This window comes from Streptomyces sp. Ac-502 (genome assembly GCF_045222935.1).
GTDB lineage: Bacteria > Actinomycetota > Actinomycetes > Streptomycetales > Streptomycetaceae > Streptomyces > Streptomyces monomycini.
Window position 1 is genome coordinate 4,336,481 of sequence record NZ_JBHFFO010000001.1, and the last position, 18,700, is coordinate 4,355,180.

Here is an 18,700-nt window from a genome sequence, read left to right on the forward strand (position 1 = left end):
GCATTCCCCCACCGGGGGCTTACCCGGGTGGAGCCGAGCGGAATCCGGGTCGCCCGGGGTTCGGGGTCCGGGGGCCGGGGTTCGGGGTTTGGGGCGGCGGGGGTGGCGGCCTACGGGCGCGCGCTTGCATTCCCCCACCGGGGGTTTACCCGGGTGGGGTGGGGCGGAATCCGGGGGTTGGGGCGTCAGTTCAGGGACGGGTCGTCCGGGTACGTCGCCACCATCGCGAGTTCGTTGCGCTGGCGGCGCAGGACTGCTCGCCAAAGTTGTTCCGGATCCGGGGACGACACGTCGCCCGGTTCGGATTCGACGACGTACCAGGCGCCCTCGACCAGTTCGTCCTCCAGCTGGCCGGGGCCCCAGCCCGCGTAACCGGCGAAGATCCGCAGGCTGCCGAGCACCGTGGAGAGCAGTTCCGGCGGGGCTTCCAGGTCCACCAGCCCTATGGCGCCGTGCACGCGGCGCCAGCCCAGCGGGCCGTCGCCGACCAGCGCGCTCTCCGGGGTCTCGGGGCCGCCCGGCACCACGGCCACGCCAAGGGCCGAGTCCAGCGAGACCGGGCCGCCCTGGAAGACCACGCCGGGCTCGCCGGCCAGGGGCGCCCACGGCTGGAGGATGTCGCCGACGCCCACGGGCGTCGGGCGGTTGAGGACCACGCCGAGGGACCCCTCCTCGTCGTGGTCGAGCAGGAGCACCACCGCGCGGTCGAAATTCGGGTCGGCGAGCGCCGGTGTGGCGACGAGCAGCCGGCCGGTGAGCGAGGACACCTCGGTCATGGGGACATGATCCCGCACTTCGGACCGCGGCGGGGAGTCAACTGCGGTACCCGGGCGAGAGCAGCGCAGGGCGTACGACGGCAGCCCCGGCGCACAGGGCGGTGACAGAGGAGACATAGTGGGGTGTAGTCGTACGCAACTGTCCGAATGTCGATTACAGAGCAAAGGCGGACCGTAGCGGAGGGTGTTGTGACAAAGCCATTACACGCCCCGAACCCGTTCCGGCCTACGGGCACCCCCTCCACCGCCCTTACCATTTCCCCTTGGCCCCCTGTCCGTCTCCAGGAACGCGAGATCCATGACCGTCTCTACCGACGACGTACTGCTTGTCCACGGCGGCACCCCGCTGGAGGGCGAGATCCGGGTTCGCGGCGCGAAGAACCTCGTGCCCAAGGCCATGGTCGCCGCGCTGCTCGGCAGCGGCCCGAGCAGACTGCGCAATGTGCCCGACATCCGCGACGTACGCGTCGTACGCGGCCTGCTGCAGCTGCACGGCGTCACGGTGCGCCCCGGTGACGAGGCGGGCGAGCTCATCCTCGACCCGTCGCACGTGGAGAGCGCCAATGTCGCCGACATCGACGCGCACGCCGGCTCCTCGCGCATTCCGATCCTCTTCTGCGGCCCGCTGCTGCACCGCCTCGGCCACGCCTTCATCCCGGGCCTGGGCGGCTGCGACATCGGCGGCCGCCCGGTCGACTTCCACTTCGACGTGCTGCGCCAGTTCGGCGCGACCATCGAGAAGCGGGCGGACGGCCAGTACCTGGAGGCCCCGCAGCGGCTGCGCGGTTGCAAGATCCGCCTGCCGTACCCGTCCGTCGGCTCGACCGAGCAGGTGCTGCTGACCGCCGTCCTGGCGGAAGGCGTCACCGAGCTGTCGAACGCGGCCGTGGAGCCGGAGATCGAGGACCTGATCTGCGTTCTGCAGAAGATGGGCGCGATCATCTCCATGGACACCGACCGGACCATCCGGATCACCGGTGTCGACAGGCTGGGCGGCTACAACCACCGCGCGCTCCCGGACCGCCTGGAGGCGGCCTCCTGGGCGTCCGCGGCACTGGCCACCGAGGGCAACATCTACGTGCGCGGCGCGCAGCAGCGCTCGATGATGACCTTCCTGAACACCTACCGCAAGGTCGGCGGCGCCTTCGAGATCGACGACGAGGGCATCCGCTTCTGGCACCCGGGCGGCTCGCTGGACGCGATCGCCCTGGAGACCGACGTACACCCCGGTTTCCAGACCGACTGGCAGCAGCCGCTGGTCGTCGCCCTGACGCAGGCGTCCGGCCTGTCCATCGTCCACGAGACGGTGTACGAGTCCCGGCTCGGCTTCACGTCGGCGCTCAACCAGATGGGTGCGCACATCCAGCTGTACCGCGAGTGCCTGGGCGGCAGCGCCTGCCGCTTCGGGCAGCGCAACTTCCTGCACTCGGCCGTCGTCTCCGGGCCGACCAAGTTGCAGGGCGCCGACCTGGTCATTCCCGACCTGCGCGGCGGCTTCTCGTATCTGATCGCCGCCCTCGCGGCGCAGGGCACCTCGCGCGTGCACGGCATCGACCTGATCAACCGGGGCTACGAGAACTTCATGGAGAAGCTCGTGAGCCTGGGAGCGCACGTGGAGCTGCCGAACGGGGCACTGAGCGACTGAGCGCCCGGGCGCCCGAGGAGGCGCGGCGGGCGTCAGGTCCGCGCACATCCGCCGGGAGGCGGGAAGGGCGGCCGTCCGAGGGACGGCCGCCCTTCTGCTGCGTTCGGGACGCCGACGCCAGGCCGAATGTCATTTGCTGTTGCGAATGGTTGAATTCAGGTCTTCGAGTCGGGTGGCGCTCGCGGGTGGCGCCTCCGGGCATTGCGGATGCGACGGGCGCGCGAGGGGTGATGTGACGAGGGTGACGTGACGGGGGCGGGGGTGACGGGGGCGGGGATGACGGAGGGGGCGGCGTGTCGGGGATGCCGTGTCGGGGATGCCGTGTCGGGGATGCCGTGTCGGGGATGCCGTGTCGGGGATGCCGTGTCGGGGATGCCGTGATTCTGCCGGTGACGGGCCGTCCACATGCCCACCCTCGCGCCGTCTCCCGTCGGCCACTCCCCCCAAGCCGCTTCTACGCCCCTGTAGAGCAACAGGAGACATCAGAAGCCACAAGAGGCCCACTGGCCCCATCCGCGGGCCTTCTGGCCGCCTCCGTGGCCGCTGAACGCCGTACTCCGGATGCCGGGCCCCGGGACGCCGGAACCCCGGGATGCCGGACGCCGGGGCCCCGGACGCCGGGCGCCGGGCGCCGGACACCGCGCAGACAAAAGGGCGGCCGTCCCCCGAAGGGGACGGCCGCCCTCACGCCTGTGTCACCAGGGGGCCGGTCGGGCCCCCGGCGGCTTACTTGCCCTTGGCGGCTTCCTTGAGCTTGGAGCCCGCGGAGACCTTCACGCTGTAGCCGGCCGGGATCTGGATCGGGTCGCCGGTCTGCGGGTTGCGCGCGGTGCGAGCGGCACGGTGGGTGCGCTCGAAGGTCAGGAAGCCGGGGATGGTGACCTTCTCGTCGCCCTTGGCGACGACCTCGCCGACGGTCTCGGCGAGCGCGGCCAGAACGGCGTCGGCGTCCTTGCGGGTCACCTCGGCACGGTCGGCCAGAGCGGCCACCAGCTCACTGCGGTTCATGTTTGTACTCCCGTGTTCTTCTTGCCAATGAGGCGTGAGATCGAAGCCGATGCTGCCAGGGCCCTTGGACGGTGCCCGGACCCGGGTCTGCTGACAGACCCTCGCGCCCGGATACGCATCCTGCCCCCACCTGCGGCGGTAAAGCCAATCCGGCACCCAGGAGGGTCACACGGAAAGCGCCACTGCCTCAGAGTGGTGACGTCCCGCACCGTGCCCCGCCGGGCCGGCCCCGCAGGGCGGCGGCCGTCTGCTGCCCGCCACCCTATGGGGGCGCCGCGGGCCCCGTGTCACGCGACGCGCCGGGCGGTCAGGCCGTCGTGGCGGCCGTCACAGCCTCTCCCGCGGCCTTCGCGGCTTCCTTCACCGCGTCGGCCACCGCGCCCGCGACCTTGTCGTTGAAGACGCTCGGGATGATGTAGTTCGCGTTGCGCTCGTCGTCCAGGACGACGTTCGCCAGCGCGCCGGCCGCGGCCAGCATCATGTCCGTGTTCACCGTACGGGACTGGGCGTCCAGCAGGCCGCGGAAGACTCCCGGGAAGACCAGCACGTTGTTGATCTGGTTGGGGAAGTCGGAGCGGCCGGTGGCCACGACGGAGGCGGTCTGCCGCGCGATCGCGGGGTCCACCTCGGGGTCGGGGTTGGCGAGTGCGAACACGATCGCGCCCTTGGCCATCTTGGCGACGTCGTCGCCGTCCAGGACGTTGGGGGCGGAGACGCCGATGAAGACGTCGGCGCCGACGACGGCCTCCTTGAGGGTGCCGGTCTCGCCCTCCGGGTTGGTGTTGTCGGCGATCCAGCGCAGCGGCGAGTCGGGGTCGGCGTCGACCAGGTCCTCGCGGCCGGCGTGCACCACGCCGTTGATGTCGGCGACGACGGCGTGCTGGACGCCGGCCGCCATCAGCAGCTTGAGGATGGCCGTACCGGCGGCGCCGGCGCCGGACATCACCACGCGGACGTCCTCGAACTTCTTGTCCACCACGCGCAGCGCGTTGGTCAGCGCGGCGAGCACCACGATGGCGGTGCCGTGCTGGTCGTCGTGGAAGACCGGGATGTCCAGGGCCTCGCGCAGCCGGGCCTCGATCTCGAAGCAGCGGGGCGCGGAGATGTCCTCCAGGTTGATGCCCGCGAAGCCGGGGGCGATCGCCTTGACGATCTCCACGATCGCGTCGGTGTCCTGGGTGTCCAGGCACAGCGGCCAGGCGTCGATGCCGGCGAAGCGCTTGAAGAGGGCCGCCTTGCCCTCCATGACGGGCAGCGCGGCCTTGGGGCCGATGTTGCCCAGGCCCAGCACGGCGGAGCCGTCGGTGACGACCGCGACGCTGTTGCGCTTGATCGTCAGGCGGCGGGCGTCCTCGGGGTTGTTGGCGATGGCCTGGCAGACCCGGGCGACGCCGGGGGTGTAGACCATCGACAGGTCGTCACGGCTGCGGATGGGGTGCTTCGACTGCATCTCGATCTTGCCGCCGAGGTGCATCAGGAACGTACGGTCGGAGACCTTGCCGAGCGAGACGCCCTCGATGCCTCGCAGCTTCTCGACGATCTCGTCCGCGTGGGCGGTGGAGGTCGCGGCGATGGTGACGTCGATGCGGAGCTTTTCGTGGCCGGAGGCGGTCACATCGAGGCCGGTGACGGAGCCGCCGGAGGACTCCACGGCCGTGGTGAGCTGGCTGACCGCCGTACCGCTTGCGGGAACCTCCAGTCGCACCGTCATCGAATACGAGACGCTAGGCGCCGTTGCCATGGCCGACTTCCTCTGCTTTCCCTTGTTTCTCTCTGCGCGCCGCTCCGGAGTCCGCGGCGGGATCAGGCCGGAGTGCGAGGACCGATCGTCCCACCTACCAGCCGGTACACGGTAACCAGCCCCCTTTACGGAAAGGCTTTTCCACCATACGAGAGAGGCTGGGCGAAAGGAAGACGTGTCCGGCAACCGTGGATGAACACTGCACGAACGCCGACGGGCGCCTTCCGGATTGCTCCGGAAGGCGCCCGTCGTGTGGTTCAGTGACACCGACCCGCCATGCTCGCCTCGCGGCAAGTGGTCGCTCGTAGCGACTATGGTTGGGCCCGGGGCTTGGATCGGGCCGGTGCCACCACCAAGGCTAACAAACCATCCCTGGAAGCGAATCCCGTCCCGCCACCTTCTTTCGCGGCGGGGCACCGCCGTTCGGCGGACACCCGGGGGCACCCACCAGGGACACCCCGGCCGTTTCAGTCCCTGAGCAGGTCCGGCACCCCGTCCTCGTCCGGTTCGTCGCGCGCCCCGGACAGCACGGTCAGCTGCTGGGTGGCCCGGGTCAGCGCCACGTACAGCACCCGCAGCCCGGCCGGCGACTCGTCCGCGATCTCGGCGGGCGAGACCACCAGCGTCGCGTCGTACTCCAGGCCCTTGGCCTCCAGCGAACCCAGCGCCACCACCCGGTCGCCCAGCCCCGCCAGCCAGCGGCGGGCCTGCGCGCGGCGTTCCATCGCCACCACGACACCGACCGTGCCGTCCACCTCGTCCAGCAGCAGCCGGGCCGCGTCCCGTACGGACCCGGCCAGGTCGGCGTCGTCGGCGACCGCGAAACGCGGCGTCAGGCCCGTGGAACGGACCGCCTCCGGCGCTTCCATGCCCGGCATCGCCAGCGCCAGCACCCGCGCCGCCAGCTCCGCGATCTCGGCGGGGTTGCGGTAGTTGACGGTGAGGGTGAAGCGGCGGCGCGGGCGGGTGCCCAGCGCCTCGTCGCGGGCGACGGCCGCCTCGTCCGGGTCGGACCAGGACGACTGCGCCGGGTCGCCGACCACCGTCCACGTCGCGTGCCGGCCGCGCCGGCCGACCATCCGCCACTGCATGGGCGTCAGGTCCTGCGCCTCGTCGACGATGACGTGGGCGTAGTCCGTACGCTCCTCCTCCAGTCGCTCGCGTCTGCCGCGGCCGCCGCCGGACATCCGCTCGCCGTACGTACTCAGCTCCTCCAAACCGGTGAGCTGGTCCAGCGGATCGGCGTCGCGGGGCCTGGCGGGCCGGGGCGGCGCGCCGAGGATCAGCTGGAGCTCGTCCAGCAGCGCCACGTCGTGGACCGACAGCGGCCCCTGCCCCTTGTCGTCCAGACGGCTCAGGGAGCGGGCCAGCTTGCGCACCTCGCGCTGATTGAGCACCCGGCGCGCCCAGCGGCCGAGACGGCGCTCGTCGGCCATGGCGGCCAGCACGCCCCGCGGGGTCAGCTCCGGCCACCAGGCGTCCAGGAAGTCCTGGAAATCCGGCTCGGTGGTGATGTCCTCGTCGAAGGCCTGGCGCGCCTCGGCGGCCAGCTCGGGGTCGGTGTAGCGCTTGGCGGCGCCGGAGCGGGACCAGAGGGCGTCCAGGATCAGGCGGCGAGCGCGCGGGCGCAGCAGGTTGACGGGCGCGGTGCCGCCGAGGGCGGAGTGCCGGATGCGGTGCAGGTCGCGTGCTTCCAGTTCGACGCGGGCGCCGAAGACGACGACGCGCAGCCGGTCCGGAGGTCCGGCGGGGGCCTCTGCGGGCTCGTCGTCCTCCTCGCCGAAGGCGAGCTGCCCGTCGGGGGGCGCGGCGGTCGGCTTGGAGGCCCCCGCGGACGCCGTACCGGCCATTTCCAGGGCCCCCCGCGCCGCCTTGCGCAGCAGTTTCTGCATGCGGCTGGAACCCTTGACGCGGGCCACGGCCGGGGAGTCGTACGCGGTGGCTTCGGCACCGTCCACCAGGGAGCCCAGCGCGCGGATGGCGACCTGGCCCTCCTCGCCGAGGGACGGCAGGACGCCCTCGGTGTACGCGACGAGCAGCGGCGTCGGGGAGACGATGAGGATGCCGCCCGCGTAGCGGCGGCGGTCCTGGTAGAGGAGGTAGGCGGCGCGGTGCAGCGCCACCGCCGTCTTGCCGGTGCCGGGGCCGCCCTCGACCTCCGTGACGGAGGCGGCGGGGGCCCGGATGACCATGTCCTGCTCGGCCTGGATGGAGGCGACGATGTCGCGCATCGTGTGGCTGCGGGCCCGGCCCAGGGCGGCCATCAGCGCGCCGTCGCCGACCGCGGGCAGCTCCTCGCCGTCCAGCGTCGCGGTGATCTCCGGGCGCATCAGGTCGTCCTCGACGCCCAGGACGCGGCGGCCCTTGGAGCGGATGACCCGGCGGCGTACGACGCGGCCGGGCGCGACCGGGGTGGCCCGGTAGAAGGGGGCGGCGGCGGGGGCGCGCCAGTCGATGACCAGCGGGCTGTAGTCGGCGTCCAGCACGCCGAGGCGGCCGATGTGCAGGGTCTCGGCGATGGCGGCGTGGCCGTCGGCGATCGCTCCGTCGGCGGGTTCGACGGAGGTGTACGCGCCGTCCGGGCCCTTCTTGCCGTCCTTGCCCAGGAGCAGGTCGATCCGGCCGAAGAGGAAGTCCTCGTACTCGGAGTTGAGCCGGTTCAGGTGGGCGCCGGCCTGGAAGACCTGGGCGTCCCGCTCGGCGAGGGCGCCGGGCGTGCCGACCTGGCCGCGTTTGGCGGCGTCGTCCATGAGGAACTCGGCCTCGTGGATCTTCTCCTCCAGACGCTGGTAGACACGGTCGAGATGCTCCTGTTCGGACGCGATCTCGCGTTCGCGTGTGCTGTCCGGCTGTGCGTCGTCGACGGAGTCCGGCGCGTGCGTGGCATTCTGCGCGGCCACCCAGGCCCCCTTCTTCTGTGCGTAGGGCAGCCGTCAACCGTACGCGAACCGGGCACCGGGCGCACCTGACCCAAAGGACGAAATCACCACCGGGCGGGAGCAAACCGGGCACCGTGGGCGGGCGGGTGGGGCGGAATCAGCGGTTCCGCATATGTGGGAGGGGCGGGCGGGTCTCGGCTCCGTGGCCGGGCCCGCCTCGCTCTCAAGGCCGGGCCTGCCGGTCACGCCCGGCTCTCAGGGCCGGGCCCGCCCGTCGCACCCGGCCCTCACGACCGGGCCCGCCCGTCACACCTTGATCTCGGCCAGCCGCCTGCCGTCGAGCGTCCGGACCTCGAAGCGGTCGATGTAGGAACGGTTCATCGCCGAACCGCCGTGGGTGTAGAGCGGCTCCTTGTTCCACTTGGCGGCACCGTCCTTGAGGCCGTAGCCGCCCGGGGGCACCGCCCAGGTCGTCACCGTCTGCTCCGCGCCGCTCTTGCCGACCGCGACCAGGTCGCAGGTGAGCGGGCCCTTGACGTTGCCCAGTTTGAGGGCGACGTGGGTGCCCCAGGGCTTGCGTTCCATGGAGACGCTGGCGGCGACCTTGGTCACCGGATCGACCGTGCCGGCCTTCTCGCCGTGCTCGTACATCGCGCGGGCGTAGCCCGTCAGGTGCTCCGGGGGCTCGGCGTCCTCCGCGGTCAGCGCGTACGTGGTCAGGGGGCCGCCGACGACCAGTACGGCAGCGGCGGCGACCAGGTACAGCCGGCGCCGGCGGCGGGCGCGGCGCACCACGCCGACCTCCTCCAGCAGCCCCGCCAGGAGACCCGGCCCGGGGGCCGGGGTGACCGCCTCCGGGTCGGGCGCCGCCTCCCCCGCCTCGGCGAGCAGCGGCGGCAGCCCCATCAGACCGTCCAGTTCGGCGGCGCACCGGTCGCAGTCGGCCAGGTGCTCCTCGAAGCGTGCCGCCTCGGCGGCGTCCAGGACGCCCAGCGCGTAGGCGCCGACGTCGGTGTGTGCTACGGGCTCCACAGGCCGCTTCACGCCGTCACTCCTCGTTCTTCGAGCGAGAGCTTCAGGGAGCGCAGGGCGTAGAAGACCCGGGACCGGACGGTCCCGGCCGGCACCCGGAGGACTTCGGCCGCCTCATTGACCGTACGTCCCCTGAAGTAGGTCTCTATCAACGCCTCCCGGTGGGCCGCACTGAGGTCCCCGAGCGCTTCGGTGATCGTCATCAGGCGCAGGGCCCGGTCGATCTCGTCGGCGGCCGGCATCGATTCCAGGGGGCGGCGTCGACCTCCTGGGGACGTGCCTGACGGCTGCGGTGGCTGTCGATGACGATGCGCCGGGCGACGGTGACCAGCCAGGGGCGGACGGAACCGGTCGCGCGCTGCAACTGGCCGGCGTTGCGCCAAGCCCGCAGCAGGGTCTCCTGCACCACGTCCTCCGCCCGGTGCCGGTCTCCGGCGACCAGGCGCAGCACGAAGGCGAGCAGCGGGCCGGCGTGCTCCTCGTAGAGGGCCCGCATCAGCTCCTCGTCCGGCGCCGTACTGTCTGCCACGACGGCATCCTTGCGCACGCCAACTCCCGGGTCGATAGCGCGGATCGGACATTCGCTGCGCACGGCCATCAGCGCTCGCACGCGTCGCCGGTGTCACTGCCGTCGTCTTCCGCACCGTCGATCACCTCGATCTGCCGTCCGCGGCCGGGCTCGCGCATGTCCGCTCCCTCGTCTCGCATTCCGGGCCGGTCGGGGCCAGGGAAAGGCCCCTTCAGTCAGCAGTACGGGGGCCGGGAAGCCGCGACTCAGTACGCGCCGGGTGAATTCCCTTAGGGACGACGGGGTTTACGCATACGGGCGCGCGTTTCGCGCGCGGTTCCGCGCGCGCCCTTTCGTGCAACCGTGCGCCGTGACGACGGTTGGTGGTTTCCCTTTCAAGCTTTCTTGCGGCGCGATTTCCGCGCGGCGCGGTGCTCGGGCAACTCCGTGGCGTGGCCTTTCGCCCGGCCCCGGCCGACTACGTGTTCGTCGGCACCGTCCGTACGGCGGGGAGCTGGACCCGGTCGTTCACGGCGGGCTGCCGGCCCGAGCGGCTCACCGCCCGCCGGCGGTGGCGGGCCACCCGTTCCCGGTTCCCGCACACCTCGCTGGAGCACCACCGGCGCCGCCGCCCGCGCGAGGTGTCCAGGTACACCAGCGCGCAGCTCTCGCCCTCGCACTGCCGCAGCCGGCCGCGGGTCCCGGCATCGGTCAGCATCCCTATGGCGTCCCGTGCCACCGCCGCCAGCAGCCCGGCGCAGTCGGGGGCGCGGCGAGCGCCCGGACGAGGGCGCCGTCGTCGGCGCGTACGGCGCGGGCGGGCGGCACCGGGGCGGCGGCCGCCGCCGCGTTGAGCAGGCGCAGGTCGCCGTCGGCGGCCCGGTCGCGCAATTCGTCGTGGACCACGCGGCGCAGCAGTTCGCGCAGCATCCGGAAGCGGACGACCCAGCCGCGGTCCACGGCGCCGAGCTGGGTGCTGCCGGGGACGACGCCCGCACCCACCAGCCAGGCCGCCAGCTGTTCGGGGCCGGCCAGCCGTTCGGCGGACCGGCCGGTCGTGGCCATCAGGTCCAGGCAGATCCGCCCGCAGTCGAACCGCAGGTCAAAAGGCGCCGCCATGTGCCCGTCACTCCTTGGGAGACAACTTCTGCCCTATCAGAGTGCCCGGCGCGGCCCCCGGCCGGAACCCTCGGCACCGCCGCGCACCGGGCCGCGCCTCCGTATGCACCGTGTGTATGCACCGCGTGTATGCATCGCATGTATACCTCTGTTGTATAGTCCGTGCCATGTCGGCCAAGACCCTGCTCAAGAACCGCTCCAGCCTGACGCACAAGGTCCGTTACGCGGTCAGCAACCCCGCCCGGATCGCGCCATACCTCCGGCGTACCGCCCGGGACTCCTGGCTCCGCCTCAAACACCCCGACCACGTCGCGTACTACCGCGCCGTGATGGCCTCCGACGCCGGCCGCAGCCCGGAGGCCGCGGTCGGCAGCCGCAGCCACGAACGCTGGCTGGCCCTGGGCGAGATGCAGTTCACCTATCTGACGGAACACGGGCTGCGGCCCGACATGCGGATGCTGGACATCGGCTGCGGCAACCTGCGGGCCGGCTGGCGCTTCATCGCCCACCTCGACACCGGCAACTACTACGGCATCGACATCTCGCCGGACATCCTGATAGCCGCCAAGAAGACCCTCGCCACCTACGAACTGCAGGACAAGGTCCCGCACCTGACCATCACGCAGGACCTGACCTTCGACTTCCTGCCGGACCGGCACTTCGACGTGGTGCACGCGCACAGCGTCTTCTCGCACTCGCCGCTGTCCGTGATCGACGAGTGCTTCCGGCACGTCGGCCGCATTCTGGCGCCCGGCGGGTTCTTCGACTTCACCTTCGACCGCACCGAAGGTGCCGAACACCAGGTACTGCGCGAGGACTTCTACTACCGCACCGAGACGCTGCTGGCGCTGGCCCGCAAACACGGGCTGGAGGCCCGGTTCATGGCGGACTGGGAGACCCGACCGCACGGACAGTCCAAGATCCGGGTGACGAACCCCGCGTAGCGGCCGCGGCTCGGGCGGCCCCCGGGCACCGCCGTACGGCGCGGTACAGCCGTACGCCGCGGTACGTCACCCGTCGCCGTACTTGGCCCCCACCCGCGGGTCGAGCGCCAGCCGGTACCCCCGCTTGACCACCGTCTGGATCAGCTTGGGCGCGCCGAGCGCCCCCGCAGCCGGGCCATCGCCGTCTCCACCGCGTGCTCGTCGCGCCCCGTGCCCGGCAGGGCGCGCAGCAGGTCGGCGCGGGAGACGACCCAGCCGGGGCGGCGCGCCAGCGCGCGCAGCAGCGCCATCCCCGCCGGAGGCACGGGCCGCAGGACGCCGTCCACCAGGACGGCCTGCCCGCGGATCTCGACCCGCCGCCCGGCGACCGTCAACGTGCGCGCCCGCTCCGGAAGTTCACGGCACAGCAGCTGAACGAGCGGGCCGAGCCGGAACCGTTCGGGCTGGTACGTGGTCACCTCGTGCGCTTCGAGGGGCAGCGCGGTGACCGGCCCGACGCAGGCGGGCAGCACGTCGCGCCGCAGCGCGTCCAGCAGCCCGTCGCGCAGGCCGCGTTCCCCGGCGCGGCGCAGCAGCGAGACGGCGGCCGGCGCGCTGGTGAACGTGATCGCGTCCAGGCCGCGGCCGACCGCCGCGTCCAGCAGCCGGTCGACGGGGCCGATGTCGGCGGGCGGCATCCAGCGGTAGACCGGCACGCCGACCACCTCGGCGCCGCCCGCCCGCAGCGACTCCACGAAACCGGGCAGCGGTTCGCCGTGCAGCTGGAGGGCGATCCGGCGCCCGTGCACGCCCTCCTCCAGCAGCCGGTCCAGCACCTCCGCCAGGGACTCGGACTGCGGCGACCACGTCTCCGTCAGCCCGGCCGCGCGGATGGCGCCCTTGACCTTCGGGCCGCGCGCCAGCAGCTCGACGGCGCCGAGCCGGGCGAGCAGCGCCTCACCGAGCCCCCAGCCCTCGGCGGCCTCGATCCAGCCCCGGAAGCCGATCGCGGTGGTCGCGATCACCACGTCCGGTGCCCGGCCGATCAGGTCCTCGGTGGCGGCGAGCAGTTCCGCGTCGTCCGGCAGCGGCACGATGCGCAGCGCGGGGGCGTGCAGGACCTGGGCGCCGCGCCGTTCGAGCAGGGCGCCCAGTTCCTCGGCGCGGCGGGCGGCGGTCACCCCGACGGTGAAGCCGTCCAGGGGCCGTACGTCCGGGGCGCCCGGCGCGGTGTGCGGGGCGGCGTACCGGGCCGGGTCGCCGTGCTGCCGCGCGTCGTCCCGTACGTCGTCGTCCTGCGCACCGTCGTCCCGTACGCCGTCGTCCCGACGTTCGTCGTGCTCGCCCTCGTGCATGATCCGTCCCTGGCTCGTACTGGCTCCGGTGCCGCCGGGCACCGGTGGCGGTCCGAGCCTGCCAACCACCGGTGACAGGCTCGCTCCCGCAGTATTTCCCAGCTGTTACGGACCGCCGCGGCCGCCCGGCGCGGCGCGCGTCACACCTCCGCGAGCGCGGGCGCCGCCGCCTCCGGGTCCCGCACGGCCACGGTGGCCGCCGTACGCCTCAGGTATACGGCCCAGGTCACCGCGGAGCACAGCGCGTAACAGCCGAGGAAGGCCACGAACGCCGGGGTGCCGGTGCCTCCGGCCTGGAAGGACTGGCGGAAGGCGAGGTTGACGCCGAGTCCGCCGAGCGCGCCGACGGCGCCGGTCAGTCCCATCGCCGCGCCGGACAGCCGCCGCCCGTGGGCCGCGGCCGCCTCCCCCGTCAGGCCCTTCGCCAGCGCCTTGGCCTGGAAGATGCCGGGGATCATCTTGTACGTGGAGCCGTTGCCGAGTCCGCTGAGCACGAACAGGACGACGAACCCGGCGAGGAAGACGTCCAGCGAGTGCCGCGCCGACGCCACGATCACCACGCCGGTGGCCAGCGCCATCGCCGCGAAGGTCGCCAGGGTGACGCGGGCGCCGCCGTACCGGTCCGCCAGCCGGCCGCCCACCGGCCGCACCAGGGAGCCGAGCAGCGGCCCGAGGAAGGTCAGCGACGCCGCCTGGAGGGGCGTGCGGGCGAACTGCGTCTGCAGGACCAGGCCGAAGGCGAAGCTGTAGCCGATGAACGACCCGAAGGTGCCGACGTACAGGAGCGAGACGATCCAGGTGTGCGGGTCGCGGGCGGCGTCCCTGGCCGCTCCGGTGTCGTTGCGCACCGGGCGCAGGTTGTCCATGAACAGGGCCGCCAGTACGGCCGCGGCCACGATCAGCGGGAGGTAGACCGCGAGCACCAGCCGCGGGTGCGCGGCGCCGGCCGTGGCGATGACGAGCAGCCCCAGCAGCTGGACGACAGGGACGCCGATGTTGCCGCCGCCCGCGTTGAGCCCGAGCGCCCAGCCCTTCTTCCGCAGCGGGTAGAAGGAGTTGATGTTCGTCATGGACGAGGCGAAGTTTCCGCCGCCGATCCCGGCCAGGGCCGCGACCAGCAGAAAGACGGTGTACGAGGTGCCCGGCCGCAGCGCGTACGCCGCGGCGGCGGTGGGGACCAGCAGCAACGCCGCGCTGAACACCGTCCAGTTGCGCCCGCCGAACCGCGCCACCGCGAAGGTGTACGGCACCCGCAGCACCGCGCCCACCAGCGTCGGCACCGCCACCAGGAAGAACTTCCCGGCCGCGTCGATCCCGTACTCGGGCCCCAGGAACAGCACCAGCACCGACCACAGGCTCCAGACGGAGAAGCCGATGTGCTCGCAGACGATGGACAGGACGAGGTTGCGCCGGGCGGTCCGCCGCCCGTGGTCGCGCCAGAAGGTCTCGTCCTCCGGGTCCCAGTGTTCGATCCAGCGGCCCGCTCCCCGGACGGGGGCGCGGGCCGCCGTCCCGTTTGGGGCCGTCCCGTCCGTGGCCGTTCCTGTACGTGTCGTCGCCTCGGTGCCTGCTGTCGCGCCGGTGCCTGTCATCGCGCCTCCCCGCTTCCGGTTGCCGCCGTACCGCGACGCTAGGGAGGGCGCGTTTCCCCTCTGTGGCGGCGCGTGACCGCCGCGAAACCTTGCGCTCACCGCGTCCGGGAGCGCGCGGTGAGCGGAGAACGCGCTGGTGGCGCACGACCCGCCGGGGGTTACGCCAAAACACCCCGCGCGCCCCCGACATCACTCGTTAGGGGCAATGGCAGAGGGCAGGGACGCTGGCAACATCTTTCCTGGACGCGCTGCGTAGCCGGTTGAGCACAGCCCGTGATCGGGGGCGGCGCAGTACTTCTGAGGGAAGGGGACACATCCGATGCCGGAGATGCAGGAACAGATCGAGACGGTGGAGTACGAAGCACCGGAGCTGGCCGAGGCCGGTGAGTTCGCCGAGCTGACGCTCGGGTTCCACGGCCACCATTGGGACGCCTTCGGCGGGCGCGGCCACGGCTGGTGGTGATCCCGTAGCCGGTCGGGTCCCACCGGTCCCTGCCACGCCCCGGTGGGGCCCCGGGTCTCCGGCCTGACGGGACGTCGCCCACGCGCCCCCAGTCCGGCGGTCCCTGCCCGGACGCGCACCGCCCGTCCCGGCAGGGGCCGCCCCCACCGGCACGTGGCCGTACCGGCCGGGTCCTGCACCGCTCCTCTCCGCGGGCATCCGTCCGCAGCCGCCCGCACTCGTCCGCACCCACCCGCATACGTCCGCACTCGTCCGCACCTTTCCGCACCTTCCGCGCCCGTTTGGAACCGACCGAGCCGCACGCCCGCACCGCACGCCAGGGGTGGTAAGTCATCGTGGATTTCGTCGTCTTCCCCGACCATCCCGCGACCGGTCCGCTGTGCCTGAACCTGCGCCGGGACCCCACCGTGCGCACGGTGCGCCACCCCTCCGGGCGCCCCTGGATCATGGGGCACTGGAGCGATGACGAGGCCGTCGCGGCCGGTTCGGGCCCGGACCGGCTGCTGCTGCTCGGCACGACCTCGGCCGACGCCGAAACCCTGGGCCGGATGCTGCGCCGCCTGCGCAGCCTGGACGACCTCGACACCCGGGTCCGCGAACTGCCCGGCAGCTTCTTCCTGCTGGCCGCGATGGGCTCCCGTACCCGGTGCCAGGGCAGCCTGTCGACGGTCCGGCAGCTGCACCACGCGGGCGTCAACGGCGTCACGGTCGCCGGCAGCCGCCCGCAGGACCTGGCGGCGCTGGCCCGCGAGGCGGCCGCCGCCGGCCTGCCCACCGGCGCGCCCGGCCTCGGCTCGGTCGACGAGGAGAGCCTGGCGCTGCGGCTGCTCGTCCCGTTCGCGCCCTTCCCGCTAGCCCAGCGCCCGGCCTGGCGGGCGGTGCACGCCGTGCCGCCGGGCCACTGCCTGACCCTGGGCGCCGACGGGCGGCACGGCACGGCGCGCTGGTGGCGGCCCCCGCGGCCCGACCTGTGGCTGGAGGACGCCGCCGAGTCCGTACGGGACGCGCTGACCGAGGCAGTACGGGTGCGCACCCGCCGCCCGGCGCTCAGCGCCGACCTGTCCGGCGGCATGGACTCCACCAGCCTGTGCTTCCTCGCCGCCCGGGAGGACACCCGGCTGATCACCACGGCCTGGGTCTGCCGGGACGAGGCCAACGACGACAACGTGTGGAGCGACCACGGCGCGGCCCTGCTCCGCGCCGCCGAGCACCTGCCCCTCCCCTACGCCGACGCGCCCACCTGGTACACACCCCCGCCGCCCGCGCACACCGACCCGGCGGGCCCGCTCGCCGTGATCCGGGAGAGCGCCCGGCTCACCCATCAGGCGCGCGTCGTCGCCGCCCGCGGCTCCCGTACCCACCTGGTCGGCGTCGGCGGCGACGAGCTGTTCTCCCCGCGCCCGGTGGCGCTGAACTCCCTGGCCCGTACGGACTTCCGCTCCGCCGCCCGGCGCGCGTGCGCGGCCCGCCGCCTCGGCCGCTGGACGCTGGTGGACACCCTGCGCACCCTGTTCGGCGGCGTCCCGTACCCGCAGTGGCTGGAGTCCTGCGCCGACCGGATCGTGCCCGGTGTGCGGTCCGGCGACAGCGGAGCCGACTGGGAGGTCGTACCGGCCATGCCGCCGTGGGCGCACCCGGACGCGGTGTCCACCGTGCGCCGTCTGGTGCGCGACGCCGCCGCCGCGGGGCCCGAGCCCTTCGCGCCGCTGCGCTGCCAGCACGAGACGCTGCGGGCCGCCGCCCGCGCCGGGGAGATCGTGCGCGGCGCGACCGCCCTGACCGCGCGGCACGGCGTCACCTTCGAGGCGCCCTTCCTCGACGACACCGTCATCGAGGCCGCGCTGACCGTGCGCCTCGTGGACCAGGTCGCCGTCGGCTCGTACAAACCCCTGCTCAGCGCGGCCATGCGCGGGATCCTGCCGGACGCGGTACGGGCCCGCGGCACCAAGGGCGAACACAGCGCCGAGGTCTACGCGGGCCTGCGCCGCCACCACCGGGCCCTGTCCGCGCTCTGCGACGACTCACGGCTCGCCGGGCTGGGGCTGATCCGGCCCGAGGTGCTGCGCACGACCCTGACCTCGTTGCAGCCGCTGGCCCACGCTCTGCACCCGCTCGATCCCACCCTGGCCGCCGAGTACTGGCTGCGCTCCCTCCAGGAGACGCAGGCACCCGTCCCGGACCGCCCCACCGTTCCCGCCGCGGAAGGAGCCTGACCCGATGTTCGCCCTCGCCCCCCATGTCAGCAGCGTGCGCACCCCGGAGGCATGGTGCTGCTCAACGCCCGTACGGGCCGCTACTGGCAGATGAACAACACCGGCGCGTTCGTCCTGGAGCACCTCCTCGCGGGCGGCACCTGCGCGTCGGCCGCCGACGAGCTGCGCAACCGCCACCCCTCGGCGGCGGACCGGGTGGCCGCGGACGCCGTCGCCCTGCTGGAGTCGCTCAGGTCCGCGAAGCTGGTGACCTCGTGAGCATCCCGGTCGCCATGGACACGCCCGCGCGCCCGCGCCTGTCCTTCGCGGAACGCTGCGCCACCCTCGGCTGCGTCGCCGCGGCCCGCCTCCTGACGCGCTGCTCCCCCGTACTCTGTGCCGCGCGCTGGAGACCGTACGGCGCGGTGCGCGCGCCGCCACCGAACCGGAGGCCGCGCGCGCCCGGCAAGCCGTCGTCACGGTCAGCGTGCGCTGCGCGGGCAACGGCTGCCTGCAACGCTCGGTGGCGACCGCCCTGTTGTGCCGTCTGCGCGGCCGGTGGCCCCAGTGGTGCACGGGCGTCCGGACGGAACCGTTCCGTGCCCACGCGTGGGTGGCGGTGGACGGCCGTCCCGTGGGCGAGCCCGACGACACCCGGCTCTACCAGCCGTTGCTGACCGTCCCACGGGGAGAGCCGGGGTCGTAGCCACGGCCGGAGGCCTGGTGTACGGACGCGCCTCCGGTCAGCCGAGCGGGGGCTCGACGTACGGCTCCGGGCTGGTCAGCCGACCGGAGGCTCGGTGTACGGCTTCGCGCCGGTCAGCCGCCCTGGTCCGGCGTACGGCCACGGCCCGGTCAGCCGGGCGTCTCCCGCGGCGGCGCCATCCGGATGACGTCGCCGCAGACGTCCATCCCGGTCTCCCGGCCCTTCTCGTCCTGGATCGGCGCCATCGCGTCGTGGCCGGTGTCGCGGGGCGCCGCCGCCACGGCGTGGCCGTTGGTGAAGCAGTCGTCGAGAGCCGGTCGTCTGCCCGCGGGATCCCGGTACTGCAAATCGATCACGACGCTTCCGCCGCTGGGCAGGCCCACCGGCCGGGTCCGGCCCTGCCCGACGCCGTTCGCGAAGGGCCCCTTGCCGAGGTACACCCGGAAGGCCGGGTAGCCGCCGAAGACACATTTCCCGGAGCCGGTGTTGACCGCCGAGAGCCGGCCTTCCCGGTGCGTACTGCGCGGCTTCTTCTTCAACACCGTGACCCGCCACTTCAGGTCCTTGGTCGTGCATTTCGCGTGCAGCGCGTCGACACGCGGTTCGTCACAGGCGACCAGGCCACCACTCAGGGCGAGCACGGCCAGGGCCGCCACGGTCAGCGGGCGCTTGCGCACGGGACCCCCTCGACGTCCGGCTGCGGTTCCTGACGCCCATAGGGAGGGATTCCGGCGCTCACAGGTTGCTCATACGGCGAGAAT

Annotated in this window: 13 protein-coding genes and 3 pseudogenes; 6 read left to right on the forward strand and 10 right to left on the reverse strand. The window is 73.0% G+C overall.

From position 1 onward, the window contains the following. Positions 1-185: 185 nt before the first annotated feature. Positions 186-776: a YqgE/AlgH family protein gene (locus tag ACEXOX_RS19510; protein WP_206507758.1), complete on the reverse strand. Its 591-nt coding sequence runs from the start codon at positions 774-776 to the stop codon at positions 186-188. 298 nt (positions 777-1,074) lie between these two features. Here ACEXOX_RS19510 and murA point away from each other — a divergent pair, with 298 nt between their 5' ends. Beyond that, positions 1,075-2,421 carry a UDP-N-acetylglucosamine 1-carboxyvinyltransferase gene (gene murA / locus ACEXOX_RS19515; protein WP_406522146.1) on the forward strand — a complete coding sequence of 449 codons (1,347 nt, stop codon included), beginning with the start codon at positions 1,075-1,077 and terminating at the stop codon, positions 2,419-2,421. Between the two features lie 726 nt (positions 2,422-3,147). Here murA and ACEXOX_RS19520 read toward each other — a convergent pair. The 6 genes and pseudogenes from ACEXOX_RS19520 to ACEXOX_RS19545 all read right to left on the reverse strand — a co-directional run bounded on the left by ACEXOX_RS19520 (position 3,148) and on the right by ACEXOX_RS19545 (position 10,708). Then, the gene (locus tag ACEXOX_RS19520; RefSeq protein WP_004571953.1) at positions 3,148-3,429 is read right to left on the reverse strand and encodes an HU family DNA-binding protein; all 282 of its coding nucleotides are present in this window, start codon (positions 3,427-3,429) and stop codon (positions 3,148-3,150) included. Positions 3,430-3,736: 307 nt separating this feature from the next. Beyond that, positions 3,737-5,170 (reverse strand): NAD-dependent malic enzyme, encoded by a 1,434-nt coding sequence (locus ACEXOX_RS19525; RefSeq protein WP_406522147.1) that lies wholly within the window; start codon positions 5,168-5,170, stop codon positions 3,737-3,739. A 467-nt stretch (positions 5,171-5,637) separates the two neighbouring features. Further along, complete coding sequence (locus ACEXOX_RS19530) at positions 5,638-8,070, reverse strand: HelD family protein (protein ID WP_406522148.1); 2,433 nt, start codon at positions 8,068-8,070, stop codon at positions 5,638-5,640. A 285-nt stretch (positions 8,071-8,355) separates the two neighbouring features. Beyond that, positions 8,356-9,093, reverse strand: coding sequence for an anti-sigma factor family protein (locus ACEXOX_RS19535; protein ID WP_406522149.1), 738 nt, complete (start codon positions 9,091-9,093; stop codon positions 8,356-8,358). Beyond that, positions 9,090-9,577: pseudogene (locus ACEXOX_RS19540) on the reverse strand (sigma-70 family RNA polymerase sigma factor). Before ACEXOX_RS19540 ends, ACEXOX_RS19535 begins: the two are co-directional and overlap by 4 nt. 490 nt (positions 9,578-10,067) lie before the next feature. After that, positions 10,068-10,708: pseudogene (locus ACEXOX_RS19545) on the reverse strand (CGNR zinc finger domain-containing protein). A gap of 167 nt (positions 10,709-10,875) precedes the next feature. On the opposite strand from ACEXOX_RS19545, the gene ACEXOX_RS19550 reads away from it, so the two are divergent. Then, entirely contained in the window at positions 10,876-11,652 is a 777-nt protein-coding gene (locus ACEXOX_RS19550) for a class I SAM-dependent methyltransferase (protein ID WP_406522151.1), read from the forward strand. Between the two features lie 66 nt (positions 11,653-11,718). Here the strand turns inward: ACEXOX_RS19550 and ACEXOX_RS19555 are convergent. Both ACEXOX_RS19555 and ACEXOX_RS19560 read right to left on the reverse strand, forming a co-directional pair. After that, a pseudogene (locus ACEXOX_RS19555) lies at positions 11,719-12,986 on the reverse strand (uroporphyrinogen-III synthase). Between the two features lie 140 nt (positions 12,987-13,126). Then, positions 13,127-14,578, reverse strand: coding sequence for a nitrate/nitrite transporter (locus tag ACEXOX_RS19560; protein WP_406522153.1), 1,452 nt, complete (start codon positions 14,576-14,578; stop codon positions 13,127-13,129). A gap of 319 nt (positions 14,579-14,897) precedes the next feature. Between ACEXOX_RS19560 and ACEXOX_RS19565 the strand changes: the two genes are divergently transcribed. The 4 genes from ACEXOX_RS19565 to ACEXOX_RS19580 all read left to right on the forward strand — a co-directional run bounded on the left by ACEXOX_RS19565 (position 14,898) and on the right by ACEXOX_RS19580 (position 17,939). After that, positions 14,898-15,041 (forward strand): lasso RiPP family leader peptide-containing protein, encoded by a 144-nt coding sequence (locus tag ACEXOX_RS19565; protein WP_406522155.1) that lies wholly within the window; start codon positions 14,898-14,900, stop codon positions 15,039-15,041. Between the two features lie 335 nt (positions 15,042-15,376). Continuing rightward, positions 15,377-17,254, forward strand: a complete 1,878-nt coding sequence (locus ACEXOX_RS19570) for an asparagine synthase-related protein (RefSeq protein ID WP_406522157.1) — start codon at positions 15,377-15,379, stop codon at positions 17,252-17,254. A gap of 51 nt (positions 17,255-17,305) precedes the next feature. Next, positions 17,306-17,512 (forward strand): lasso peptide biosynthesis PqqD family chaperone, encoded by a 207-nt coding sequence (locus ACEXOX_RS19575; RefSeq protein ID WP_406522159.1) that lies wholly within the window; start codon positions 17,306-17,308, stop codon positions 17,510-17,512. Between the two features lie 127 nt (positions 17,513-17,639). Further along, the gene (locus ACEXOX_RS19580) at positions 17,640-17,939 is read left to right on the forward strand and encodes a lasso peptide biosynthesis B2 protein (RefSeq protein ID WP_406526397.1); all 300 of its coding nucleotides are present in this window, start codon (positions 17,640-17,642) and stop codon (positions 17,937-17,939) included. A 149-nt stretch (positions 17,940-18,088) separates the two neighbouring features. Here the strand turns inward: ACEXOX_RS19580 and ACEXOX_RS19585 are convergent, their stop codons facing one another. Continuing rightward, positions 18,089-18,616, reverse strand: coding sequence for a DUF4232 domain-containing protein (locus tag ACEXOX_RS19585; protein WP_406522161.1), 528 nt, complete (start codon positions 18,614-18,616; stop codon positions 18,089-18,091). Positions 18,617-18,700 lie beyond the last annotated feature (84 nt).

Bases quoted from the DNA above. Each gene is read 5' to 3' on its own strand.
- ACEXOX_RS19525 (WP_406522147.1), bottom strand. From the start codon at position 5,170: ATGGCAACGGCGCCTAGCGTCTCGTATTCGATGACGGTGCGACTGGAG.
- ACEXOX_RS19510 (WP_206507758.1), bottom strand. From the start codon at position 776: ATGACCGAGGTGTCCTCGCTCACCGGCCGGCTGCTCGTCGCCACACCG.
- ACEXOX_RS19520 (WP_004571953.1), bottom strand. From the start codon at position 3,429: ATGAACCGCAGTGAGCTGGTGGCCGCTCTGGCCGACCGTGCCGAGGTG.
- ACEXOX_RS19565 (WP_406522155.1), top strand. From the start codon at position 14,898: ATGCCGGAGATGCAGGAACAGATCGAGACGGTGGAGTACGAAGCACCG.
- ACEXOX_RS19550 (WP_406522151.1), top strand. From the start codon at position 10,876: ATGTCGGCCAAGACCCTGCTCAAGAACCGCTCCAGCCTGACGCACAAG.
- ACEXOX_RS19560 (WP_406522153.1), bottom strand. From the start codon at position 14,578: ATGACAGGCACCGGCGCGACAGCAGGCACCGAGGCGACGACACGTACA.
- murA (WP_406522146.1), top strand. From the start codon at position 1,075: ATGACCGTCTCTACCGACGACGTACTGCTTGTCCACGGCGGCACCCCG.
- ACEXOX_RS19575 (WP_406522159.1), top strand. From the start codon at position 17,306: ATGGTGCTGCTCAACGCCCGTACGGGCCGCTACTGGCAGATGAACAAC.